This is a genomic window from Clostridium sp. AM22-11AC (assembly GCF_003473545.1).
Classification (GTDB): Bacteria; Bacillota; Clostridia; order Lachnospirales; family Lachnospiraceae; genus Enterocloster.
The window spans coordinates 1-18,012 of record NZ_QUCM01000013.1 but is presented as its reverse complement, the minus strand read 5'-3'; the positions used below and the strand labels follow the sequence as shown (position 1 = coordinate 18,012).

General features: G+C 43.5%; 15 protein-coding genes. 13 read left to right on the top strand and 2 right to left on the bottom strand.

Annotated features, from left to right (window positions below):
* Positions 1-132 precede the first annotated feature (132 nt).
* The 8 genes from hisZ (at position 133) to DW251_RS11605 (ending at position 9,197) form a co-directional block, all read left to right on the top strand.
* A complete protein-coding gene (gene hisZ / locus DW251_RS11640) occupies positions 133-1,413 on the top strand; it encodes an ATP phosphoribosyltransferase regulatory subunit (protein ID WP_021870121.1) in 1,281 nt (426 codons plus the stop codon).
* A gap of 51 nt (positions 1,414-1,464) precedes the next feature.
* Positions 1,465-2,124 (top strand): ATP phosphoribosyltransferase, encoded by a 660-nt coding sequence (gene hisG / locus DW251_RS11635; protein WP_021870122.1) that lies wholly within the window; start codon positions 1,465-1,467, stop codon positions 2,122-2,124.
* Positions 2,121-3,410 carry a histidinol dehydrogenase gene (hisD, locus tag DW251_RS11630; protein ID WP_021870123.1) on the top strand — a complete coding sequence of 430 codons (1,290 nt, stop codon included), beginning with the start codon at positions 2,121-2,123 and terminating at the stop codon, positions 3,408-3,410. Before hisG ends, hisD begins: the two co-directional genes overlap by 4 nt.
* Before the next feature lie 116 nt (positions 3,411-3,526).
* Complete coding sequence (gene hisB, locus DW251_RS11625) at positions 3,527-4,114, top strand: imidazoleglycerol-phosphate dehydratase HisB (RefSeq protein WP_021870124.1); 588 nt, start codon at positions 3,527-3,529, stop codon at positions 4,112-4,114.
* A 48-nt stretch (positions 4,115-4,162) separates the two neighbouring features.
* A complete protein-coding gene (hisA, locus tag DW251_RS11620) occupies positions 4,163-4,882 on the top strand; it encodes a 1-(5-phosphoribosyl)-5-[(5-phosphoribosylamino)methylideneamino]imidazole-4-carboxamide isomerase (protein ID WP_021870125.1) in 720 nt (239 codons plus the stop codon).
* 21 nt (positions 4,883-4,903) lie between these two features.
* Complete coding sequence (gene hisIE, locus DW251_RS11615) at positions 4,904-6,214, top strand: bifunctional phosphoribosyl-AMP cyclohydrolase/phosphoribosyl-ATP diphosphatase HisIE (protein WP_021870126.1); 1,311 nt, start codon at positions 4,904-4,906, stop codon at positions 6,212-6,214.
* A 135-nt stretch (positions 6,215-6,349) separates the two neighbouring features.
* On the top strand, positions 6,350-7,600 hold the full coding sequence (gene pepT, locus DW251_RS11610) for a peptidase T (RefSeq protein ID WP_021870127.1): 1,251 nt from the start codon (positions 6,350-6,352) through the stop codon (positions 7,598-7,600).
* 223 nt (positions 7,601-7,823) lie between these two features.
* Entirely contained in the window at positions 7,824-9,197 is a 1,374-nt protein-coding gene (locus DW251_RS11605; RefSeq protein ID WP_118301232.1) for an NCS2 family permease, read from the top strand.
* Between the two features lie 119 nt (positions 9,198-9,316).
* Here the strand turns inward: DW251_RS11605 and DW251_RS11600 are convergent, their stop codons facing one another.
* Positions 9,317-10,228 carry a LysR family transcriptional regulator gene (locus DW251_RS11600; protein WP_118301231.1) on the bottom strand — a complete coding sequence of 304 codons (912 nt, stop codon included), beginning with the start codon at positions 10,226-10,228 and terminating at the stop codon, positions 9,317-9,319.
* Between the two features lie 147 nt (positions 10,229-10,375).
* Between DW251_RS11600 and DW251_RS11595 the strand changes: the two genes are divergently transcribed.
* Genes DW251_RS11595 through DW251_RS11580 form a run of 4 tightly spaced genes read left to right on the top strand, consistent with a single transcriptional unit; the run spans position 10,376 to position 15,006 of the window.
* The gene (locus DW251_RS11595; RefSeq protein WP_118301230.1) at positions 10,376-11,770 is read left to right on the top strand and encodes a TIGR00366 family protein; all 1,395 of its coding nucleotides are present in this window, start codon (positions 10,376-10,378) and stop codon (positions 11,768-11,770) included.
* Positions 11,771-11,824: 54 nt separating this feature from the next.
* Positions 11,825-13,531 (top strand): M28 family peptidase, encoded by a 1,707-nt coding sequence (locus tag DW251_RS11590; RefSeq protein WP_118301229.1) that lies wholly within the window; start codon positions 11,825-11,827, stop codon positions 13,529-13,531.
* 13 nt (positions 13,532-13,544) lie between these two features.
* Positions 13,545-14,732: a M20 family metallopeptidase gene (locus tag DW251_RS11585; RefSeq protein WP_118301228.1), complete on the top strand. Its 1,188-nt coding sequence runs from the start codon at positions 13,545-13,547 to the stop codon at positions 14,730-14,732.
* Positions 14,733-14,757: 25 nt separating this feature from the next.
* Positions 14,758-15,006: an FAD-binding protein gene (locus DW251_RS11580; protein ID WP_118301268.1), complete on the top strand. Its 249-nt coding sequence runs from the start codon at positions 14,758-14,760 to the stop codon at positions 15,004-15,006.
* Positions 15,007-15,163: 157 nt separating this feature from the next.
* Here DW251_RS11580 and DW251_RS11575 read toward each other — a convergent pair whose 3' ends face one another.
* Positions 15,164-17,092, bottom strand: coding sequence for an NAD(P)/FAD-dependent oxidoreductase (locus tag DW251_RS11575; RefSeq protein ID WP_118301227.1), 1,929 nt, complete (start codon positions 17,090-17,092; stop codon positions 15,164-15,166).
* 132 nt (positions 17,093-17,224) lie between these two features.
* Here DW251_RS11575 and DW251_RS11570 point away from each other — a divergent pair, with 132 nt between their 5' ends.
* Positions 17,225-17,818 (top strand): TetR/AcrR family transcriptional regulator, encoded by a 594-nt coding sequence (locus DW251_RS11570; RefSeq protein ID WP_021870134.1) that lies wholly within the window; start codon positions 17,225-17,227, stop codon positions 17,816-17,818.
* Positions 17,819-18,012: the final 194 nt, after the last annotated feature.

The following is an 18,012-nucleotide window of genomic DNA, read 5'->3' as shown; positions in this document are numbered from 1 at the left end:
AAGCCGTTGACAAGAAAGAATGAAGCCTTTATAATGAAAACACGTTAGCAAATCATCACTCTACCATGGTAAAGTGATAGCAAGGCAAAAAGCAAAGCCATTTATATCGGCAAAAGATAAGGGAGATGTGCTATGACAAAGAAAAACAAACTGATCCACACTCCGGAAGGAGTCAGGGACATTTATAACGGAGAATGCCGCAGAAAGCTGGCAGTTCAGGAGAAGATCCTCCATACATTGTATCTTTACGGTTATGAGCATATCCAGACCCCAAGTTTTGAATATGCGGATATTTTTAATGAAGACCGCGGAAGCGTAGGCGCCCAGGAAATGTTCAAGTTCTTTGACAGGGACAACAACATGCTGGTGCTCCGGCCGGATATGACCCCAGCAGTGGCAAGATGTGTGGCAAAATATTTTATGGATGATGATATGCCTCTGCGTCTGTGCTACCTGGAGCGCACTTTTAAAAATAATACCAGCTATCAGGGTTATTTAAAAGAGCGGGCTGAGTCAGGTGCAGAGCTGATCGGCGATGACTCACCAGATGCAGATGCTGAGATGATCGCTATGGTCATTGACTGTTTAAAGGCAGCTGGTTTAAAAGAGTTCCAGGTAGAATTAGGTGAGGTTGCATTTTACAGAAGCCTGTTACAGCAGTCCGGACTGGACGAGGACGCACAGGCCCAGTTAAATGATCTGATTGAAAACAAGAACCGCTTTGGCGTAGAAGAGTTTTTAAAGAACCAGGACATGGAAGAAAGCTTAAAAGAAGCGTTTTTAAAACTTCCAGAGCTGTTTGGCGGTATCAACCAGATTAAAAAGGCAAAAGCATTAACAGATAACCCACAGGCATTAGCAGCCATTGAGCGGCTGGAGCGGGTACATACTTTGCTGGAAGAATATCATATGGCTGATTATGTATCTTACGACCTGGGAATGTTAAGCCGTTACCAGTATTATACCGGTATCATTTTCAAGGCATATACCTATGGAACCGGCGATTACATTGTTACCGGCGGCCGTTACAATAAACTGTTAGTCCAGTTTGGAAAAGATACTCCGGCAGTTGGTTTCGCCATTGTAGTAGACCAGCTGATGGCAGCTTTATCCAGACAGCAGATCCACATTCCGGTGCAGTTAGTAAATACGGTGATCCTGTATGAGCCCTCAGCCAGACAAAGTGCGGTACGTTTAAGCCGTTTCTTCCGTTCCGAGGGTACTCCGGTGCAGTCCATGGTCATGGAAGAAGGAAAGAGCTTGGAAGATTATAAGGGAATGGCAAAGAAGAGAGGTCTTCGCACCATTCTCTGCCTGAAGGATACAGGAAATACAGTAACTGCCTTTGACATGCTTACAGGAAATGTAGACGAAACCCCTGTATCTGCATACGGAGTCAGGGAGATCTTATAAAAGATCCAGAAAGCATAAAAGCATATTGGATATAAAAGGAGATAAAGCAGCATGAGATATCTGACCATAGCATTAGCCAAGGGCCGTCTGGCATCCAAGGCAATGGATATGTTTGAACAGATCGGCATTTCCTGTGAGGAGATGAAGGACAAAAACTCCAGAAAGCTGATCTTTGTAAATGAAGACTTGGGCATCCGTTTCTTCTTAGCCAAGGCAAATGACGTTCCTACTTATGTAGAATATGGCGCGGCAGACATCGGTATTGTAGGCCGTGACACCATTTTAGAGGAAGGCAGAAGACTGTATGAGGTCTTAGACCTGGCAATGGGAAAATGCAGGATGTGCGTCTGCGGACCGGAGTCAGCAAGAGAGCGTTTAAAACACCACGAACTGATCCGTGTCGCTACCAAATATCCGCACATTGCAAAAGACTATTTCTACAACCAGAAATACCAGACTGTAGAGATCATTAAATTAAACGGCTCCATTGAGCTGGCACCGATTGTAGGGCTTTCTGAGGTGATCGTAGATATCGTGGAGACCGGTTCTACCTTAAGAGAAAACGGACTGGTAGTCTTAGAAGAGGTCTGTGACCTTTCCGCACGTATGGTAGTCAATCAGGTAAGCATGAAAACGGAAAATGAACGGATCACAAAGATCATTAAAGATTTTCAGGGACTTTTAAAGGAAAAAGAGAGGGCGGACAAATGAGGATCGTAAAATTAGATGAAGCATCTATGAAAAATATTCTGGCAGATATGTTAAAAAGAGACCCAAATAATTATGATGCATACACAGAAACCGTGCAGGAGATCGTAGACCGGGTAAAAGCAGAAGGAGACGCAGCTGTTTTTGATTATACAAAGAAATTTGATAAAGCAGAGATCAATGCAGACAACATCCGTGTAACAGAGGCAGAGATCAAAGAGGCTATGGAAGCTGTTGATCCACATCTTCTGGAAGTAATGAAGAAATCCATGGAAAATATCCGCCGTTACCATGAAAAACAGAGAAGAAACAGCTGGTTTGACTCCCAGCCGGACGGCACGATCTTAGGACAGAAGATCACAGCATTGGAGAGTGCCGGTGTGTATGTACCTGGCGGCAAAGCTGCTTATCCTTCTTCTGTACTTATGAACATTATCCCGGCAGAGGTAGCTGGTGTAAAACGTATCGTTATGGTCACACCTCCTGGAAAAGATGGCAAGGTAAATCCTGTTACTTTAACAGCAGCACATCTGGCCGGTGCAACCGAAGTTTATAAAGTAGGTGGCGCACAGGCAATTGCAGCCCTTGCTTTCGGCACTGAGTCCATTCCAAGAGTCAGCAAGATCGTAGGACCTGGAAATATCTTCGTTGCCCTTGCAAAGAAAGCGGTATACGGTCATGTAAGCATTGACAGCATTGCAGGACCAAGTGAGATCCTGGTAGTGGCAGATGAAACAGCCAATCCAAGATATGTGGCAGCTGACCTGTTAAGCCAGGCAGAGCATGATGAATTAGCCAGTGCTATTTTAGTTACCACCAGTATGGAACTGGCTGAGAAGGTCTCCAAAGAAGTTGATGGTTTCCTTCAGGTATTATCCAGAAGCGAGATCATCAAGAAATCCCTGGATAACTACGGCTATATCCTGGTAGTGGATACTATGGATGAGGCAGTGGAGACAGCCAACAACATTGCACCGGAACACCTGGAGTTAGTAACAGCTAATCCGTTTGAGGTAATGACAAAGATCCGCAATGCAGGCGCAATTTTTATTGGTGAATACAGCTCTGAACCTTTGGGAGACTATTTTGCAGGACCAAACCACATCCTTCCTACCAACGGAACAGCAAAATTCTTCTCACCTTTAGGTGTAGATGATTTTATTAAGAAATCCAGCATTATCTATTATTCCAGAGAAGCCCTTGAAAAGGCTCATAAGGACATTGAGGACTTTGCAGAAGCAGAACACCTGACTGCACATGCAAATTCTGTAAGAGTCAGATTTGAATGATACCAGGGTCAAAAGGTCGGAAATCCGACGCAAGCTTGCTTGCAGGAGGATTTTTGACCTTGGGTCTCGCCAAAAACATGAGTAAAAAGGTCCGCATAAAGGAGAGTGTAGGAAATATGGAACGCATTGCGCAGATCACACGAAATACCAATGAAACGAAAATAAACATGACTTTAAACCTGGATGGCAGCGGAAAGGCCAATATCCATACAGGCATCGGCTTTTTTGACCATATGTTAAACAGCTTTGCCCGCCATGGCTTTTTTGATCTGGATCTTACAGTAGACGGGGATCTGGAAGTGGATACCCATCATACCATTGAGGATACAGGCATTGTGCTGGGACAGGCCATCCGCAAGGCAGTAGGGGATAAAAAAGGCATCTGCCGATATGGTTCCCAGATCCTTCCCATGGATGAGGCCTTAGTCATCTGCGCCCTGGATCTTTGCGGAAGACCTTATCTGGTGTATGACTTAAACCTTGACCGGGAAAAAGTAGGTGATCTGGAGACGGAAATGGTGCGGGAGTTTTTCTATGCAGTATCTTATGGCGGGGAAATGAACCTTCATCTGCGCCAGATGTCCGGCAGCAACAATCACCACATCATTGAGGCGGCTTTTAAGGCATTTGCGAAAGCTTTAGACGGAGCAACCGGTTATGATCCACGGCTTACAGATGTATTATCTACCAAGGGAAGCCTGTAGAAAAAGCCTGTAAAAACATTTATTCAGGAATAGAAAAGGAGACAAAACATGCAGCTGTATCCGGCAATTGATATGAAAAATGGAAAATGTGTCCGCCTGCGTCAGGGTGCATTTAAAGATATTACGGTATATTCGGAGCATCCAGAGGAGATCGCGGCTCTCTGGCAGGAAAAAGGAGCCACTTTTTTACATCTGGTAGACTTAGACGGTGCACTGGCAGGACGTTCTGTAAATGAAGAGACCATTAAAAAAATCGTTTCTTCTGTGAATATCCCTGTAGAGATCGGCGGCGGCATCCGTTCTGAGGAAGCCATTAAAAATATGCTTGCTTTAGGCGTAAAGCGTGTGATCATAGGAACAAAGGCAGTAGAAGAGCCGGAGTTCTTAAAAGATATGGTGGAGAAATTCGGTGCAGATGCCATTGCAGCAGGCGTTGACGCCAAGGACGGCATGGTAGCTATCCAGGGCTGGGAGCAGGTAAGCACTGTTACAGCCACAGATCTCTGCCTGAAAATGAAAGAATATGGCGTAAAGCACATTATTTATACAGATATTTCCAGAGACGGCATGCTTTCAGGCCCCAATATCCCGGCAACAAAGAAGCTGACGGAAGAAACAGGACTTGACATTATCGCATCCGGCGGCGTATCCTGTATGGAAGACCTGCAGGCTCTTTATGATGCAGGGATCTCAGGAGCGATCATGGGAAAAGCTCTTTATGAAAAACGTGTGGACTTGGAAGAGGCAGTCCGCCGTTTTGAAAAATGAACGGACAAGGAGGAAATGGACATGGATAATAAAAAACTGATCGCAGGTTTTGGCTACCAGGAAGGCCGTATCAGCAGCTGGGACGGAAAGAGAACCTATACCCAGGCTGCACCTCAGATGGCAAAACACTGCTGCGATAACGGAGCGGATGAAATTCTGATCTATGACTGGTCTGTAACAGATGATGACCATGAGGCTGCCATTGCAGTGATCAAAGAGGTCTGCAGGGAAGCGGATGCCCCGGTCATTGCAGGCGGCAGAGTAAAACGCATGGAAGATGTAAAGAAATATCTTTATGCAGGAGCCAGCGCTGTATTTTTAGACATGAGCAAAGAAGAAAACGTGGATATGATCAAAGAGGCATCTGACCGCTTTGGAAAAGAGAAGATCTACGCTTATCTGCCAACAGATGCTTATCTGGATCATGTAAAGGACTATAAGGCAGCAGGTGCATCCGTCATGCTTCTTAATACAGCAGGCAGCGTTCCCTCTTTACTGGAAATGGCTTCTATCAGCGACAGTGAAGCACCATTTTTATTCTTCTTACAGGCAAAGGATGATGCCAAGGACACAGCAGAAAGCCTGAAAAATGCCTTTGGCTGCGGAAATATCTGCGGTGCGGTTCTTACCTTTACAGAGGATGCCATGGATACTTCCATGACCATTAAACAGTCTTTAAAGGCAGCGGGAATTTCCGTAGATACCTTTGAATCTTCCGTAGACTGGAAGGACTTTAAGTTAAACAGCGACGGGCTGATCCCTGTGATCGTTCAGGATTATAAGACCAATGAAGTATTAATGTTAGCTTACATGAATGAAGAGGCATTTAACAATACGCTGGCTACCGGCCGCATGACCTATTTCAGCCGCAGCCGTCAGGCGCAGTGGGTAAAGGGAGAAACCAGCGGACATTTCCAGTATGTAAAATCCTTAAAGATCGACTGTGACAATGATACACTTCTTGCAACTGTAAAGCAGATCGGCGCAGCCTGCCACACAGGCAACCGTTCCTGCTTCTACACCACACTGGCAGAAAAGGAATACAAAGAGACCAATCCATTAAAAGTATTTGAGGACGTTTTCAATGTGATCTTAGACCGCAAAAAACATCCAAAGGAAGGTTCTTATACCAACTATCTTTTTGATAAGGGAATTGATAAGATCTTAAAGAAAGTGGGAGAAGAAGCTACTGAGATCGTTATTGCAGCCAAGAACCCGGATCCGGAGGAAGTAAAATACGAGATCTCCGATTTCCTGTACCATATGATGGTATTAATGGCAGAAAAAGGTGTTACCTGGGAAGAGATCACAGAGGAACTGGCAAACAGATAAGATATACAAAAGATGTACGAAAGCAGATTGCTTTCATTTGGGACAGCTGGATCGAAAGACCGGCTGTCCTTTTTGCATAATGAGCGGATCCGTGGTAAAATTATCTTAATAAATATGATTTTGGAGGACGATGAAATGAAAATAATAGAAAATTCTGTTACAGAACGTTTTTTACGCTATATTTCCTACGATACCCAGTCAAAAGAAGAGGGCGAACAGGTTCCAAGTACAACAAAGCAGTTAGAACTTGGAAAACTTCTGACTACTGAGTTAAAGGAAATGGGTGTTGCCAATGTGCGCATGGACGAGCATGGATATATTTATGGCGAGATCCCGGCAAATACAGAGGAAAAGATTACTTCTTTAGGTTTCATTGCCCATATGGATACATCACCGGCTCTTTCTGGTAAAGACGTAAAGCCTCAGTTTGTGGAAAATTATGATGGCGGTGATATCTGTTTAAACAAAGAAAAAGATATCTGGCTTCTTACTTCCGATTTCCCGGAAATGAAAAATTATAAAGGAAAAACACTGATCACTACAGACGGCACTACATTGTTAGGAGCAGATGATAAAGCAGGTGTGGCAGAGATCATGACCATGGCAGCCTGGTTTTTAAGCCATCCGGAAGAGAAACATGGCAGGATCTGCATTGCCTTTACACCAGATGAGGAAGTGGGAAGAGGAGCAGATTTCTTTGATGTAGAAGGCTTTGGGGCAGAGGCCGCTTATACAGTAGATGGAGGTGCTTTAGGGGAGCTGGAATATGAAAACTTTAATGCAGCTTCCGGCCATGTGACCATCCAGGGAAAAGGCATCCATCCGGGAAGCGCCAAGGGAAAGATGAAAAATGCCCTGTTGATCGCAATGGAATTCCAGGCATTGCTTCCAGCATTTGAAAATCCTATGTATACAGAAGGTTACGAAGGCTTTTATCACTTAGACCATATGGAAGGTGATGTGGAAGGCGCCCAGATGGCATATATCATCCGTGACCATGACAGGGAGAAATTTGAACAGAAGAAAGCATTTTTTGAAAAAGCAGCAGAGTTTTTAAATGCAAAATACGGGGCCGGTACAGTAACTGCTGTTGTAAAAGACTCCTATTACAACATGAAAGAGAAGATAGAGCCACATATGGAACTGATCCACATTGCAGAAAATGCTATGAGAAAAAATGGAGTTACTCCGGTTATTTCCCCGGTACGCGGTGGAACAGACGGCGCCAGACTGTCCTACATGGGACTTCCGTGCCCAAACCTTTGCACAGGTGGACATAATTATCACGGAAAATATGAATATGTATGTGTGGAGTCTATGGAACAGACGGTCAACATTCTTACAGAGATTGTAAAAAGTTTTGCAGTAGGAAAAAATGTAGATTAATAGACAAAAAAATCAGATTTATACAATAAGATTTTCTCTTTGGCAATTTAAAATTTTATTTTGTATATACAAAACATTAAAAAAGTGCTAAAATGTATGTATAAAAATGTTTGGATTTCTGGCAATCGGGGGAAAGGAGGCAGGGGACTTCTAAAAAATGCCAGGAAGAAGAACAGGTCTCTGGTAGTTATCAGAGATCAATACATGAGAAGGAGGATTTTTTATGAGTCTGGAAAAATTGTTTCACCTGAAGGAGAACCACACAGACGTCAAAACAGAGGTGTTAGCAGGAATCACCACCTTTATGACTATGGCCTATATCCTGGCTGTTAACCCGGGTATCTTAGGCGCTACCGGTATGGACAGCGGTGCAGTCTTTACAGCCACCGCAGTGTCAGCTTTGTTTGCTACTTTATGTATGGCATTTATGGCAAACTACCCATTTGTACTTGCACCAGGTATGGGCTTAAACGCTTACTTTGCTTATACCGTAGTTTTACAGATGGGATACTCATGGGAAATGGCTTTAACAGCCGTATTTGCAGAAGGTATCATTTTCATCCTTCTGTCACTGACCAATGTACGTGAGAAGATCTTTAATGCCATTCCTATGACATTAAAGCACTCTGTATCCGCTGGTATCGGTCTTTTCATCGCTTTTATCGGTTTACAGAACGCAAAGATCGTAGTAGACGGTGCTACGCTGGTAGGTCTTTATTCCTTTAAGGCATCTGTTCAGAATGGTACATTCTCCACAGAGGGCATCACTGTTCTGTTAGCACTGATCGGTATCCTGATCACAGCTGTTTTACTGGTAAAACAGGTAAAAGGCGGTATCCTCTGGGGTATCCTTGCAACCTGGATCTTAGGTATCATCTGCCAGTTAGCAGGTATCTATCAGGTAAATCCAGAAGCAGGAGCCTATAGTCTGCTTCCAGATTTTTCCAATGGTATTGCTATCCCAAGTATGGCACCAACCCTGATGAAGATGGATTTCAGCAGCATGTTCTCACTGGATTTCTTTGCAGTTGTATTTGCATTCCTGTTTGTAGACCTGTTTGATACACTGGGAACACTGATCGGTGTTGCTTCCAAAGCAGACATGTTGGACAAAGACGGAAAGCTTCCAAGGATCCGCGGTGCCCTTTTATCTGATGCTGTTGGTACTACCGTAGGTGCTATGTTTGGTACTTCTACAGTAACTACTTTCGTAGAAAGTGCTTCTGGTGTAGCAGAAGGCGGAAGAACCGGACTGACCGCTACAGTAGCAGCAATCCTGTTTGGACTGTCTCTGTTCTTATCACCGATCTTCCTTGCGATCCCGTCCTTTGCAACTGCACCGGCGCTGATCGTAGTAGGATTTTTAATGATCTCCTCTATCCTGAAGATTGACTTTAATGATTATACCGAGTCCATTCCTGCATATATCGGTATTATCGCAATGCCTTTCATGTACAGCATTTCCGAAGGTATCTCTATGGGAATTATCTCCTATGTAGTGATCAACCTGGTATGCGGTAAGGCAAAAGAGAAGAAGATCAGTCCACTGCTTTATATTCTGGCAGTATTATTTATATTGAAGTATATTATGCTGTAGTTGATCCGTTTTTGCGGATTATTGACAACCGAATGGTTGCTGCACATGCATATCAAAAGGAGTCGCCCCCTGGCGGCTCCTTTTTGGTAGTTTATACCCGATCCATCTGCTTAACGATTTTAAGCAAACTGCTTGATGAGTCCGATCAGTTCCTGCATCGGGGCAATGGTATGTTTTCCTTTCAATGTAACAATAGAATATATGGTTTTTTCAGCGGAACCTCCGATCCGAAAACAGCGTACTGGTTTTGGATAATGGAAACGTCTCATATACTGGTAAAAATTAAAGGAAATTCCATAACCCTCTGCTGCTAACTGGGCAGAAGACTCCAGATTTTCCAAAAGAAAAATGCTTCCGGGTTCTGCGTGATCATGGGCAATTGCCAGATCTGTATAATGTCTGGAAGACTGCTCCGGTTTCTGGAGAATAAAACGTTCACCGTTAAATTCTTTTAGATCGATCAATACAGGATCATCATCGGTGGAAGCGGATCCCATTTTTCTACAGACCGGGTGATCGGCAGCTACAACCGCAACCATATAGTCCTCATATAATAAGTGGTATTCTAAAAGCGGATGATCCGAGGTGAGATTGATAATGGCAAAGTCCAGTTCCCCATTTAAGAGAAGTTCTACCATACGCTCCGAAGAAGCTTCATAAGGGATCAGCTCCACATCCGGATACCTGGCAGAGAAACGGGGCAGGACCTGGGATAGAAGATAAAGAGTCCGTCTTGGGTGGATCCCGAAGCGGATCGTTCCAGAGGAACCGTGTATATATTTCTTTAATTCGTCTTCATAATCATCTCGTATGTTTATCATTTTTCTTGCATGTTCCAGATAAATTTTTCCTGCCTGGGTAGGTATAAACTGTTTCCCGATCCGGTCAAAAAAATGCACACCGCTGCGTTCTTCCAGATTACTTAAAAAAATACTCAGTGCAGGCGGGGAAATATGCAGAGACTGGGCTGCATCTTTTATTCCTTTATATTTTTCAATAGCAAGCATGTAAACCTGTTCCTTCATATCCATAGTTTTTCCCTCCAATGTATAAATATTTGTATACTATGCATAAAAATAAATAATATTAAATGAAATATTAAAAATATTAAACTTGATTTAATTTTATTTATTCATTATAGTTTAAGAAATAAAAATTATCAAGAAAGGGCATGAATTATGGAAAAGACAAAAGAAAAAAGGTCGTTTCAGGCTCCGCATACATTTGTTATCCTTGTAGTGCTGATCCTGATCGCAGTAGCAGCAACCTATGTTGTACCGGCAGGAGAGTATACCCGGTATGCAGATGAGGCAACAGGAAGAACCCTTGTTGAAGCAGGCAGTTTCCACTATGTAGAGTCAGCCCCGGTAAGCTTTTTTTCAATCCCTTCATTGATCTACCGGGCGATCGTTAAAGCAGCAAGTACAGTAACCTTTATCCTGATCATCGGAGGTTCTTTTGAGATCATTACCTCCACAGGGGTGCTGACTGTTTTATGCAAAAAAATGTCAAAAGCATTTAAGGGAAGAGAATTTTTTGTTATCCCGGCTTTTCTGGTACTGTTTTCCATTTTTGGCGCAACCATGGGAATGTCAACGGAAGTTATGATCTTTGTACCGATCGGAATTGCTCTGGCCACTTCACTGGGACTGGATAAAGTAACAGGTACAGCTATGATCGCTATGGGTGCGGCTTCCGGTTTTACTGCTGGTATCTTAAATCCATTTAATGTTGGTGTTGCCCAGGATATTGCGGAAATCCCCATGTTTTCCGGTATGGGATACAGATTATTTATCCTTGTAGTATTGCTGGTCATTAATACGGTTTATATTACCTGGTATGCAAAACGTGTAAAAGCAGACCCTGCCAAGAGCATTATCTATGGGGAACCAGATGACAATGAATTTGTTTTTGATGATAAGGATGAGGCAATGACTCTGACACATGGTCTTACACTGGGCGTGATCGTGGTAGGTTTTGCTGCCCTGATCTATGGTTTAAGTAAACTGGACTGGTATTTTGAAGAAATGTCAGCGATTTTTATTACCATGGGAGTTGTCTGCGGCATTATCAACCGTTACAGTCCGAATAAGATCGCTTCTACCTTTGGGGCCGGAGCGAAGGGAATTGTAGTAGGCGCCCTGATCGTCGGTATTGCCCGCGGCGTGGAAATGGCACTTTCAGATGCCCTGATCTTAGATACCATTGTTCATGCCATTGCAAGTCTTGTAAATACAATGCCTCAGTCCTTAAAGGCTGTGGGAATGTTTTTAGCACAGTCACTGGTAAACTGCGTCATCACATCCGGTACGGGACAGGCAGCTGTTACCATGCCGTTAATGGTACCTGTAGCAGATCTGATCGGAATTACCAGACAGACAGCTGTTCTTGCATTCCAGTTAGGTGATGGATTTTCCAACTCTGTTCTGCCAACTTCCTCTGCATTAATGGGATATCTGATCGTTTCCAAGATCCCTTATGCAAAGTGGCTGAAATTTATGATGCCTCTGTTTTTGATCTGGACATTTGCAGGCTGCCTGTTTATGCTGGGCGCCATTGGAATTGGTTATTAATAAACAGTTGGGAAATAACGGAACCAGATAACGGTAACAGGAGGGAAAATAAAAATGGAAGAGAAAGAACGGTTAAAAAAACATCTGGAATATTTGTGTTCCTTTGATAAACTGACAGGAGAACCGGAAGCACTTCAGGCAGTTGCCTATATTTCAGACGTATTAAAAAAATACGGAGTCTCCTGCCATACAGAAACATTTCCTGCTTATTTAAGTAATCCGGTAAAAAGTGTTTTGACCGTAGATGGAAAAGAAATTCCCAGTCGTCCCAGATCTTTTTCTGAAAGTACAGGAAAATCCCTTCATGTTCCCCTGGTGTATGATCCTGGAACCAGAGAAGCAGTTTCTATGGACAGACAGAAGCAGTTTTTAGAAAATGTTTCCGGAAAGCTGGTGTTGGGATATGGTTATGATGAGCGGTATGCAAAAATGCTGGAACAGTATGGAGCTGCCGGATGGATCCAGATCTGGACTTCCGGAGAAGATGTGATCCATGAGGATACAGTCAGTCCTGTCTGGGGGACTCCGGATATGGATTCGTCCCTGTTTCAGCTTAAGATGCCGGTGGTAGCAATATCTGGTCCGAAAGGAGAGTATCTGATCCAGAAACTGGAAAATGCCTGGAAAAATGGACAGATCCTCTATGCCGATCTGGACAGCCAGGTAGATACGGGAGTACGCAGCGTGCAGCTTCCCATAGCAGATATTCCAGGCAGAAAAAAGGATTTTGTCCTGCTTTCCTGCCATTATGATACCTGGTACAGAGGTGCTTTTGACAACTGTACTGCCAATGCACTGGCTCTGGAACTTGTCAGATATTTCCAGGATAGGAAGGAACAGCTTGCCTATTCTTTAAAAATTGCCTGGTGGCCGGGGCATTCCAATGGACGGTATATGGGTTCAACCTGGTACTGTGATCACCACTGGGATGAATTATATGAAAACTGTATTGCCCATGTAAATCTGGATCTTCTTGGTTCAAAAGGCGCGGACCATACCCTTGCCATCCGGACCGCCGGTTTGGAAGGAACAAAATGGCTGAAAGAACATGTAATGGAAGCAGATCCACTGGCAGAGATTCAGATCGGACGGATTGGCCGCGGTGCGGATCAGTCTTTCTGGGGAGCAGAGATCCCTTATCATATCAATCCAAGATATGAAGCAAGAAAAGAAAGAAAACAGTCAGATGCACCTGGACCTGGTGTGTACTGGTGGCATACAGCGGAAGATACCTTTGACAAGATCGATTTTGATGGTTTGATGCGGGATGGGGCAGTGGTTCGTTCTCTCTTATGCGGACTTTTAAATGAAGAAATGCTTCCTGCAGATTTTTCTGAATACTTTCATACATGGAATGGGTATCTGGAACCGTTAAAAAATTCTTCTAAGTATGGGGAAGAAATTGAGGAAATACAGAAGCAGTTAAAAACAGTGATCCAGTTATGCGTGGATCTGGAGAAAAAATGGAACACAGAAGAACAGGAGAAAGGTGAACCAATACACTTAGAAGATCACAACCGCCTCTGCAGGATAACAGGCGGAGTAATCAGCCGTCTCATGCATTCTTCCGGATCTGCATATGAACAGGATACCTCCTTTGCATACGGTCCGTTACATTTACTTGGCGCATCAGCAAAAGGAGACTTTCAAAAAGGTCCGAAAGACTGGGAACTGTTTTACCATACCACATTTATACGCCAGAGAAATCGAATGGTAACGGAACTGAGAAAATTACAGAAACAAATAGAACAGGAATTTTAACAGGAGTATATACATGAAAAAAGAAGTCATAAAACAGGCGGTTGACCAGTATTTGCCGGAACTGGTCAAAATAGCAGATGAAATATATGATCTTGCAGAACCGGGAATGGAAGAGGTAAGATCAGCCGGCCTTTTGACTGATTATCTGGAAAAAATGGGATTTCAGGTAGAAAAAGGGATCGCAGGACTTCCAACCGCATTTCGGGCTGTTTATGAGCAGGGACAGGGAGGACCATCTTTTGGCCTTCTGGCAGAATATGATGCCCTGAAAGATATTGGACATGCATGCGGACACCATATGCAGGGGCCATCTGTGATCGGTGCTGCCCTGGCACTACGCGATACCTGCAAAGACCAGCCTTATAAGATCGTTATATATGGTACACCTGCAGAAGAGACCATTGGCGGCAAGATCATTATGCAGGAAAAGGGCTGTTTTAAGGATATAGATATTGCACTGATGATGCATGCAGCGCCTTCAACCTGTGTTGATCTGCGATGCATGGCACTGGAGTGCTTCTATGTGACTTTTCACGGGGTAGAAAGCCATGCAGCTATGAGCCCACATAAGGGAAAGAGTGCTTTCGACGCAGCTCTTCTCTCTTTCCAGGCCATTGAATTTATGCGTGAGCATGTATTAGAAGACTCACGGATGCATTATACAATTCTGGATGCAGGCGGTCCATCCAATATTGTTCCGGGACGGGCAAAAGCAGAGTATACACTGCGTTCTTACAGCACCGATTATCTGGGAAATGTGATCGTTCCCCGGTTTAAAGATATTATCAAAGGTGCATGCCTGATGACGGGAACCACCTGCGATCTTGAGCGCAGCTATCCGTTTAAGGCAAAGATCCCCTGTGTAACATTAAATGACCTGATCATGGAAAATGCCCATTTCTTCCAGGCCCCCCAGATCACAGGCCCAAGAGAAAAAACAGGTTCCACCGATTTTGGAAATGTCATGTATGAAGTACCAGGCTGCTGTATCCGCACTGCCTTTGTACCAGAAGGAACTGCAGCACATTCCAAAGAATATTTGGAAGCCGGAAAAAACCAAAAAGCCCACGAAGCCCTGCGCTCCGGCTCTGAGATCTTAGCCGGAACCTGTATGGATATTCTGGAACACCCGGAATTTCTTCAGAAAATGAAAGAAGAATTTGAAGAAAGAAAGCGGAAAGAGCAGATGGAGACAGAGTAAGATTTCCTAAAAGAAGTGAAGCGGTATAATAAAAGACAGCCACAGACCAGGTGGCCAGTCTTTAAAAATACTGGTAACAGTCAGCGGACTGGAGATCGATGAACATCAGCAGGTCTTAAACCGTGATTTTGAACCAATTCCCGGTTTATATGCTACAGGTAACTGCAGTGGAAGGCGATTTGGTGTACAGTATACAACATCACTGCCTGGACAAAGCATTGGAATTGCCCAGACTCTTGGAAGGGAGTTAGGACTGTACCTGACGGGGGTATAGCTGGCAGCTTTGTCTATACGGAAAAGAAAGATAATAAACCTAAAAAAGAAAAGGAAACCTGAATAAATCGTGAAAAAGCTATCGACCGCCGGAATATTCATCCGACGGTCGTTTATAGTTGGATTTGATCAAGGAAGACAGAGTGGGTGCAATGGTGTTAAATCTGTCTTGCAGCAATAAATCCTTCATGGATTGCGTCATAGATCTGACGAACGCGTTTGCTGTCTCCAACATTGAATACCTGCATATCTGTATTTTCTTCCAGTTTATCGCTCAGTTCATTCTGGCGGGTAAAACCGGCGGCGATGACTACACTGTCAGCCGGAACCGTTGTTTCATTACCCCATCGATCGGTCAGAATGACATTGTTTTCATGGACAGCGGTCAGGCGTTTGCCAGTCAGGATCTTTATGTCTGTTTCATTGATCGTTGCAAGATATGCCTGACAAGCGGAACTGAAATTCGCAAGAAAAGCATCCGTCATTTCTACGATAGTAACTTTTTTGCCTTCGGCATTTAATTCAAGCGCGGTTTCCGCACCGGTGATGCCGCCTCCGATCACAACTACAGTATTTCCTGTTACTGCTGTGGAGCCATTTAAATAATCACTGGCATAAATGACGGAGTTTTTCTCAATTCCAGGTACATTTAATATTCTGGTTTTTCCGCCGACAGCAATGATAACTGCATCATAACCGCTATGAACGAGAGTCTCATATTCAACTTCTTCTTTTACCAGTGTAATGTTCGGATCATGCATAATATGATCTTCATAATAGTGGATCAACCGTTTGATATTGGCTTTGTTTTCCGGTTTGCTGGCTTCAATCATCGCTCCGCCGATGCATCGCTTTTCATAGATTGTAACCTGATGTCCGCGTTTTGAAGCAGTAAGAGCGGCTTCACAGCCTGCAGGACCGGCTCCGACTACTGCAACCTGTTTCCTGGTTTCTGCTTTTTCAACAGGTTTGCATTCAAAACGGTATAAGGATGGATTTACGGTACAATGGATCGGTGTGTGGCTCAACATTCCCCTGTCGATACATCCGATCAGACAGTTGATACAAGGTTTAATATCGCTGGCTCTGCCTTCTTTTGCTTTTTTTGCCCATGCCGGCTCTGCCAGCTGTGAACGACCTAAAGCGACAAAATCGGCATTTCCTTCAGCGAGCATCTTTTCAGCATCTTCTGGAGAGAAAATATTATGACCGATGAAAACAGGAATGTTTACTGCATCTTTCAGCATTTTTGTGTGTTTGGCGTTAAATGCATTTGGCAGCAGGAATTCTCTGGAAGCTGTTGCATGGGTTCCACCCATGATATTCAGATGAGATACTCCTTCTTTTTCCAATGCCTTTGCTACCTCAATGGTTTCTTCAATACGTATTCCTTCTGGCTCCCAGTCTTCGGTACTTAATTTGACACCTACCGGGAAATTTGGACCGCATTTCTTTTTGATGTTTCTGACGATTTCCAGGAGCAGACGCATGCGGTTGTGCAGAGAGCCACCATACATATCAGTACGTTTATTATCGTGGGGAGACAGGAAATTGGTCGGAATACATCCGGCAGCACCGTGGATTTCGATAATTTCAAAACCAGCTTTTTTACATCGTACTGCGGCGTCACCGAAACGTTCAACCAGATCATGAATTTCTTCTATTGTCAGGGCTCTTGGCATCTTATAGCCCATTTCATACCATGGCTCAAAAGTGATTTCAGATGCACCAATGACATCTGCGCTGCCGACAAAAGCAGCATCTCGGCCCGGATGAGCCAGCTGAATGCCGGGAACGGCCCCATGTTCTTTTACTGTTTCAGCAAGAAGGGTAAGACCTGCGATGAATTCGTCCTTGTCTGCCCGTAAGCCGCAGGATACCATTGGAACCGGGACTGCGTTATCCATAAAGATAAGTCCGGCACCGCCATCTGCCGCCTGGGCATAAGCTTTGATCTGACGGTCGGTTACGGTTCCGTCAGGATTTCCAAGATAAGTTCCCATAGAGTTGCGAACAATTCGGTTTTTCAGGACAACACCGCCAACAGTTCCTTTTTGAAATAAATGTGGATAATACTTGTTTTCCATATTATCTTTTCCTTTCACGTAAATTTTTGATATAATGAATTGTAATAAAATGTGAAAAATTAAACAAGAAACAGTTGTTGAGAAAAAATTGCATATGCAACTTTTAAAGGTAAAATGTTGCAGAGGAGAGATATGAGCGAAGATTTAAGAGTAACAAAGACCAGACAAAATATCCAGATGACATTTATCAGACTGTTGGAACAGTGTCGTTTTCAGGATATTACTATCAAGCAGCTGATCCAGGAATGTCAGATTAATCGCTCTACGTTTTACAGAAATTATGAGGATAAATATGATCTCATTCAAAAGATAGCGGATGAATTGCTTGTCCAGTTCCAAAAGGCAATAAATCCGGGATTTATAGCTTTAAATGGAAAAAAAGAGAATTATATTTCGTATTTTTCGCCAATCCTTCATTTTTTTGAACAGAAGAAAGCGATTTTGAAAATGATGGCGCGGCAGACGCTTCCTGTTAATATTTTTGATGAAATGCATATGATTTACAGCCATGCATTATTTGAGGAACTTTGTGAAAACTATCATATTCATCCCAACAGTGAAAAGAAAGCAGTCTATTTCAGCCAGATCATTGCATCTAATATTCTCACAGCGGTGAAATGGTGGCAATTGGAAAGTTCACAGACATCGGAGAAAGAAATTCTTGAGATGATCGTGTTAACGGTGACGAAAGGTATTTTACCAAGTTTATATGAGCAGTTTTGGTAAGGAAATAAAGAATATGCACCAGGTAAATGTTTGGAAAGTGAAGTGTTTGATGCGGACTACTTTGAGCAGTTTGTGAAACAAGTTATAGAAATGTAGCTATGTAAATTTATAGGTATGTCGGATATATTCTGGTATACCTATTTTTTTACTTTATAGGAAAGACCGCCGCCGGCGCTCTTTTGAATTAAAAATGC

Bases quoted from the DNA above. Each gene is read 5' to 3' on its own strand.
- DW251_RS11595 (WP_118301230.1), top strand. From the start codon at position 10,376: ATGGAAAAGACAAAAGAAAAAAGGTCGTTTCAGGCTCCGCATACATTT.
- DW251_RS11590 (WP_118301229.1), top strand. From the start codon at position 11,825: ATGGAAGAGAAAGAACGGTTAAAAAAACATCTGGAATATTTGTGTTCC.
- hisZ (WP_021870121.1), top strand. From the start codon at position 133: ATGACAAAGAAAAACAAACTGATCCACACTCCGGAAGGAGTCAGGGAC.
- DW251_RS11570 (WP_021870134.1), top strand. From the start codon at position 17,225: ATGAGCGAAGATTTAAGAGTAACAAAGACCAGACAAAATATCCAGATG.
- hisIE (WP_021870126.1), top strand. From the start codon at position 4,904: ATGGATAATAAAAAACTGATCGCAGGTTTTGGCTACCAGGAAGGCCGT.
- hisD (WP_021870123.1), top strand. From the start codon at position 2,121: ATGAGGATCGTAAAATTAGATGAAGCATCTATGAAAAATATTCTGGCA.
- pepT (WP_021870127.1), top strand. From the start codon at position 6,350: ATGAAAATAATAGAAAATTCTGTTACAGAACGTTTTTTACGCTATATT.
- hisG (WP_021870122.1), top strand. From the start codon at position 1,465: ATGAGATATCTGACCATAGCATTAGCCAAGGGCCGTCTGGCATCCAAG.
- DW251_RS11600 (WP_118301231.1), bottom strand. From the start codon at position 10,228: ATGGATATGAAGGAACAGGTTTACATGCTTGCTATTGAAAAATATAAA.
- DW251_RS11585 (WP_118301228.1), top strand. From the start codon at position 13,545: ATGAAAAAAGAAGTCATAAAACAGGCGGTTGACCAGTATTTGCCGGAA.
- DW251_RS11575 (WP_118301227.1), bottom strand. From the start codon at position 17,092: ATGGAAAACAAGTATTATCCACATTTATTTCAAAAAGGAACTGTTGGC.
- DW251_RS11605 (WP_118301232.1), top strand. From the start codon at position 7,824: ATGAGTCTGGAAAAATTGTTTCACCTGAAGGAGAACCACACAGACGTC.
- hisB (WP_021870124.1), top strand. From the start codon at position 3,527: ATGGAACGCATTGCGCAGATCACACGAAATACCAATGAAACGAAAATA.
- hisA (WP_021870125.1), top strand. From the start codon at position 4,163: ATGCAGCTGTATCCGGCAATTGATATGAAAAATGGAAAATGTGTCCGC.